4 protein-coding genes and 1 pseudogene are annotated in these 6,063 nt (G+C 76.2%); 3 read left to right on the forward strand and 2 right to left on the reverse strand.

Annotation, left to right across the window (positions count from 1 at the left end; genetic code table 11):
- The first annotated feature begins 164 nt into the window (after window positions 1–164).
- Window positions 165–1,310, forward strand: a complete 1,146-nt coding sequence (locus IE225_RS15990; protein ID WP_190058184.1) for a S1 family peptidase — start codon at window positions 165–167, stop codon at window positions 1,308–1,310.
- 556 nt (window positions 1,311–1,866) lie between these two features.
- Entirely contained in the window at window positions 1,867–2,754 is an 888-nt protein-coding gene (locus IE225_RS15995) for an oxygenase MpaB family protein (protein ID WP_190058185.1), read from the forward strand.
- Between the two features lie 64 nt (window positions 2,755–2,818).
- Here the strand turns inward: IE225_RS15995 and ypfJ are convergent, their stop codons facing one another.
- Window positions 2,819–3,709, reverse strand: a complete 891-nt coding sequence (gene ypfJ / locus IE225_RS16000) for a KPN_02809 family neutral zinc metallopeptidase (RefSeq protein WP_190058186.1) — start codon at window positions 3,707–3,709, stop codon at window positions 2,819–2,821.
- A 120-nt stretch (window positions 3,710–3,829) separates the two neighbouring features.
- Window positions 3,830–4,624 (reverse strand): annotated as a pseudogene (locus IE225_RS16005) (DUF2264 domain-containing protein); the annotation flags it as partial.
- 191 nt (window positions 4,625–4,815) lie between these two features.
- Between IE225_RS16005 and IE225_RS16010 the strand changes: the two are divergent.
- Entirely contained in the window at window positions 4,816–5,970 is a 1,155-nt protein-coding gene (locus IE225_RS16010; RefSeq protein WP_190058187.1) for a SchA/CurD-like domain-containing protein, read from the forward strand.
- The last annotated feature ends 93 nt before the right edge of the window (window positions 5,971–6,063 follow it).

Below are 6,063 nucleotides of genomic sequence, written 5' to 3' on the forward strand. Positions count from 1 at the left end.
GTGCGGGGCGGCAACGTCCTGCCCGATCAACTCTCCCTTGGTATGGACCAGTTGACGCTGTCCCGCTACCCTCGCCCATGGTTGAGAGCGCTCTCACCTCCCTCGGTCGTTTCTCCCCACGGGCAGGCCCGACCAGCCTGCCGAACGCATCGAAAGGAAGAGCCATGAGGCGAACGCGTCTACGGGGCCTCGCCGCACTGCTGGCCGCAGTCGGCGCCGGCGTCGCGGCACTCACCCCGACCGCCCAGGCCGCGCCCGCCCCGGACGCCGCGGACCGGACGATGTCCCGGGGCCTCGTCCAGGCCATGCAGCGCGACCTGGGACTGACGGAGCGTCAGGCCAGGCTCCGGCTCGCGGCGGAGCGCCGCGCCGCCGGCGTCGAGCGCGAGGCCCGCGGCATCGCGGGACGCTCGTACGCGGGAAGCTGGTTCGACGCGCGCGCCGGGAGACTGACGGTGGCCACGACCGACTCCGCCCGGGCGAAGGCGCTGCGCGCGGCCGGCGCGGACGTGCGCGTGGTGCGGTACACCGCCGCCCGGCTCGACGCCGCCAAGAAGCGCATCGACGCGCTGCGCGCCCCCCGTGGGGTCGCCGCCTGGCGCGTGGACCCCAGGGTCAACCGCGTCGTGGTGGACGTGGTCGCCTCCCACCGGTCGGACAACGATGTCAAAGCCTTCGTCGCCGCGGCCCGGCACGCCGGGCCGGTGCAGGTGCGCCCGGTGGACGCGGCGCCCCGCACCTTCGCCGCCGGCACCGTCGGCGGGGACCCGTACTACACCGGCAACGTCCGCTGCTCCATAGGCTTCTCCGTCCAGGGCGGCTTCGTCACCGCCGGCCACTGCGCCCAGCCGGGCGCCGCCGTGAACGGCTGGGACGGCACGTTCGTCGGCACCTTCCAGGGCTCGTCGTTCCCCGACAACGACTACGCCTGGGTCAGCGTCGGCAGCGGCTGGTGGACCGTGCCGGTGGTGCTCGGCTGGGGCACCGTCCCCGACCAGCTCGTCCGCGGCTCCGCCGAGGCGCCGGTCGGGGCCTCCGTCTGCCGCTCCGGCTCCACCACCCACTGGCACTGCGGCACCATCCTGGCCAGGAACGAGACCGTGAACTACAGCCAGGGCGCCGTCCACGAGCTGACCAAGACCAACGTGTGCGCCGAACCGGGCGACTCCGGCGGCTCGTTCATCAGCGGCGATCAGGCCCAGGGCGTCACCTCCGGCGGCTGGGGCAACTGCTCCAGTGGCGGGGAGACCTGGTTCCAGCCGGTCAACGAGATCCTCAACCGCTACGGGCTGCGGCTGCACACCGCCTAGCGGAAAGCTGCCCGGCGGAAAGCCGCCGGCCCGGGCCACGGCGCGGACCCGGGCCGGCGGTCCGGGAACCGGAGTGCGCGCCCGCACACCCGGGCGGCATGGACGGACCGGGGTAGATCGGGGCGGACCGGGTGCCGCGCTCCCGCCTCGCCCTCTCACCCGCCCTCCTCTCACCCGCCCTCCGGTGCGGGCCGGCGTCCGCCCGGCGACCGCGATCACCCGGACGCAGCAGCCTGTCCCCGCCGAAGGCGGGAAACCGCGGCCTGTGCCGGGCGGCGGCGCCCCTTTGCCGCCCGGGCAGCGGGACGGGCCCCGGCCGGTTCCCCGAGCGGCCGCCGGTCCGTCCCGCACGCGCCTTCTCCGGTACGACGCTTGGCGCGAACGTCCTGTACGACGCCCGGCGCGGACACCGGGCGCGCCGGGCGCGGGCGGAGGCGCCGGGACGCCCCCGGATGCGGCGCACCCCGGCCGCCCCGGCTCCGCCAGTCCCGTCGGCCCCGGCCCCGGCAAGTCCCGCCCGGCTCCGTTTCGCGCGGCAGGGCGGACACTGGACCGCATGGGCTGGGAGACGGCGGTGGTGTCGGCGGCGCGGGAGCGGCTCGGCGGGGCGTTGTTCCGCCGGGTCGCGGGTCCGGACGGGCCGGCGACCCGGGCCCGCATCCACGGCACGCCGGGACCCCGCTGGTTCGGGCCGGAGCGCCCCATCCGCGTCGTCCACGGCGACGCCTCGATGTTCGTCGGCGGGCTGCGCGCCCTGCTGCTGCAGTCCCTGCACCCGTTGGCCATGGCGGCGGTGGCCGCGCACTCCGGCTACCGGGGCGATCCGTGGGGGCGGTTGCAGCGCACCAGCGCCTTCCTGTCCGTGACGACGTACGGCCCCGCCGACGACGCGCAGCGGGCCGTCGACCGCGTGCGCGCCCTCCATGAGCGGATCAGCGGTACGACGGCCGAGGGGGAGCCCTACCACGCGGCCGACCCCCACCTGCTCGCCTGGGTGCACGCCGCGGAGACCGACAGCTTCCTGTGCGCCCACGAACGCTACGGCGCCCACCGGCTGGACGCCGCCGGTTACGACGCCTACGTCGCCGACACCGCCCGCATCGCCCGCGCCCTGGGCGTCCCGGACCCGCCGCGCGACCGGCGGGAGCTGGCCGAGCAACTGGCCGCCTTCCGGCCCGAGTTGCGCGCCACCCCGCAGGCCCGGTCCGCCGCCCGTTTCCTGCTGTTCCGCCCGCCCCTGCCGCTCCCGGTGCGGCCGCTGTACGGGGTGCTGGCCGCGACCGCCGTGGCCACGCTGCCGCCGTGGGCCCGTACCCTGCTGCGGCTCCCGCGCGTCCCGGTCGTCGAGGACCTCACCGTGCCGCCGGCCGGGCAGGCGCTCACCCGGACCATCCGCTGGGCCCTGACGCCGCCGCCGGCGCAGCACCGGCCCGCCGGGCGCTGAGCGGCGCGAAGGGTGCGCGGGGAGCGAGGGGCGTTGAGCGGCGCGGGCGCGCGGGGCGCCGGCCTCACCGGAAGGTGTCGCACCGCGCCATGTCGCCGGTGCGGTACCCCTGGCGGAACCACTGCTGTCGCTGCTCGGCCGAGCCGTGCGTCCAGGTGTCGGGGGTGACCCGGCCCTGGAAGCGCTGCTGGATGCGGTCGTCGCCGACGGCGGCCGCGGCGTTGAGCCCGTCGCGGATGTCCGCGTCCGTCAGCCGTGTGATCAGCGGCCGGCCCGTGGCGGCGTCGCGGGCGGTGGTCGCGTGGTGCGCCCACACGCCCGCGTAGCAGTCGGCCTGGAGTTCGGTGCGCACCGACGCGCTGTCGGCGCCGGTGCGCCCGTCCTGGTGCCGGGCCAGCGTCCCGGTCAGGTCCTGCACGTGGTGGCCGTACTCGTGGGCCACGACGTAGGCCTGCGCGAACGGCCCGCCCGTGGCGCCGAACCTGGTGCGCAGCTCGTCGAAGAAGTCCAGGTCGAGGTAGACCTTCCGGTCGCCGGGGCAGTAGAACGGGCCGACTGCCGAGGTCGCGGTGCCGCACGCCGTCGGCACCCGCCCGGTGAAGAACACCGTCGGCGACTCGGTGTACCGGGCGTCGCGGTCGGCGAACTCCTGCGCCCAGTAGTCCTGGACGCTGTTGACGACGGCGACGACGCGGCAGTCCTCCCGGGTGTTCGCGTCGTGTCCGGTGCGGCAGGAGCGCTGGACCTCGGAGAGGGAGGACGCGGTCGGCGCGGGCTCACCGCCGCCGGAGGACAGCCCCAGTTGATCGGGGCCGATCCCGAGCAGGAGCCCCACCACCAGGGCGATCAGGCCGACGACCCCGCCGCCGACCGTCACCGCGCCGCCGGGGATCCCGCCGCCCCGCACGTCCTGCACCTCGGAGGTGTCCAGATCGGCGTCGTCGTCGAACTGCATGGGCGTCACCTTCCGTACCGCGTTCCGCGGTCTTGCGTCACGTCGTTGCCGGGCCGCCCCTTCTGGTACCCCGTCCGCCGGGCTTCCGGCAACCGGGTGCGCCCGCGGCCGGCCGGGGCGTCATCCCCGGTGGCCGGCGAGCGTCACCCGGACCGGGTCGAACATGACGCGCGTGCGCGGGCCGTCGGCCCACACCGCCGCCACGCCGGAGCCGTCCGCCTCGACGCCGGTGACGGCCCGCGCCGACGGGCCGGGCCCCGGGGCGGTGGTGAGGACCGCCAGGCACACGTGCACGGTGGTGCCGCCGGCCCGGCCGGTCAGCCGCGGCAGGTGCGCCCAGCGGGTGCGGGCGGTGCCCTGCGGGGCGCGGACCGTCTCGACGGCCGGGTCCCAGCCGTACAGGCCGTGCAGCGCCGAGACCAGCTCCTCCTCCGGCCCGGTCGCCCACCCGGTGTGCGTGACCCGGGCCCCGGCCGGCGCCCCGGTCACCCGGTGCACCCGCAGCTCGTACACCCCCCGCGCCACGGTCACGCTCTCCACCCTCAGGCCCGGCACCATCGGCGGCCCGCCCGCGAACACCGGCCGGTGCCAGGACGCCGCCCAGCCCCAGCCGTCGCCGTCACCGGCGCCGAGCGGACGGATCCGGCGCCGTACGCTGCGCCGCCCGCCCACCTCCACCGACAGGTGGTTGTCCGCGACGTTCCCGGGCGCCGTCGGACCGGTGCGCGTCGAGTACGCCTGGCGCCCGTAGTGCGGGTCGTCCTCGGCGGCCGTCTCGCCCTCGTACGGCCGGACGTGGTCGCTGCCGTGGTGGTGCAGCCGGACGATCCCGTCGCCGCGCGTCGCCTGCAGCAGCAGCCCGGGCGCGGGCAGCGCGAGCACCTGGTCGGCCCGCTCGACCGGCGCGGGCTCCTCCCGGCCGCCCGCGCCCGGGAAGGCCGGGAAGGGAGGCGCGAGTCGGCGGTTGCCGCCGGCGGTCACCCGCGTGATGCACACAAGTCGCGCACGTCCCCCGCGGCGGCACACGATCGAGGCACGCCGGTGCCGGGCCCGTGCCCGTGCGCCCGGCGGTGCCCCTCTGCCCCCGCGAAGGAGACGTGCGCAGGATGACCACTACCCCAGAAGGTGTTGCGCGACCACCGGCGCGGCAGGAGTCGAAGCGGGTCTCCCAGTCCGTGTTCGACGGCTCCAGGCTCCGGGTCATCCTGCTGGTGGACGTCCTCGACGGCGCCCAGCAGCGGTTCCTGGAGGTCTACGAGGAGCTCTCCCGGCAGGTCGCGTCCGTGCCCGGGCACATCAGCGACCAGCTGTGCCAGTCGATCGAGAATCCCTCCCAGTGGCTCATCACCAGCGAGTGGGAGAGCGCCCCGCCGTTCCTCGCCTGGGTCAACAGCGAGGAGCACGTGCGGATGGTGCGGCCGCTGCACGGCTGCGTCCGCGACACCCGGTCGCTGCGCTTCCACGTCGTGCGCGAGGTCGGCGGCCGCTCCGCCGTACCGGCCGCGTCCGCGCAGCGCCGGCTCCAGGAGTCGCCCCGCGTCGGGGACGGCGTGATCCGGCACGCGCTCACCTTCACCGTCAAGCCGGGCAGCGAGGAGGAGGTCGCCGGGATCCTCGCCGGATACGCCTCGCCCGATCCCCGCGTCGACGACACCACACGGCTGTGCCGCACCTCCCTCTTCCTGCACGGCAACCGTGTCGTACGGGCCATCGAGGTGCGCGGCGACCTGCTGGCGGCGCTGCGGCACGTGGCGCGGCAGCCGGAGGTACGGGCCGTGGAGGCGGCCATCAACCCCCACCTGGAGCAGCACCGCGACCTCGACGACCCCGAGTCCGCCCGCGTCTTCTTCACCCGCGCCGCGCTCCCGGCCGTGCACCACGTGGCGGCGGAGCGGGGCGGGGAGACGGAAGGGGAGACGGAGGGGGAGCGGCACGCGCTGTACTACCCGGCCCGGACCGGCCTCGGGATGAAGCTCGCCGAGCTGCTCGCGCAGCAGGACGAGCGGGCCACCGAGACCCCGGACAGCCCCCTGCTGTGCAGCACGATCTTCCAGCGCGGCGACATCGTGGTCCGTCTGGTCGACGTACACGGCCCCCTGGAGGCCGACCCGGCCCGCGCCCTCGGCCTCGCGGACGCCGCCCAGGCCGAGGAGCTGACGACGCTCCTGGACGGCGCGGACCCCGCGGAGCGCGACCTTGCGCGGCTGATCGCCCGCGCCCGCATGCGACTGCTGACGGATCGTCAGGCTCCGTGCGACTGATGACCTGCCAGGAACCAGGCATCTGACGGACCGTCAGGGATGCGAGGCTGACGGCGCCGGCCGGTGCCCGTACACGGACCGGCGCCCGTACAC

The organism is Streptomyces echinoruber (genome assembly GCF_014651135.1).
GTDB lineage: Bacteria > Actinomycetota > Actinomycetes > Streptomycetales > Streptomycetaceae > Streptomyces > Streptomyces echinoruber.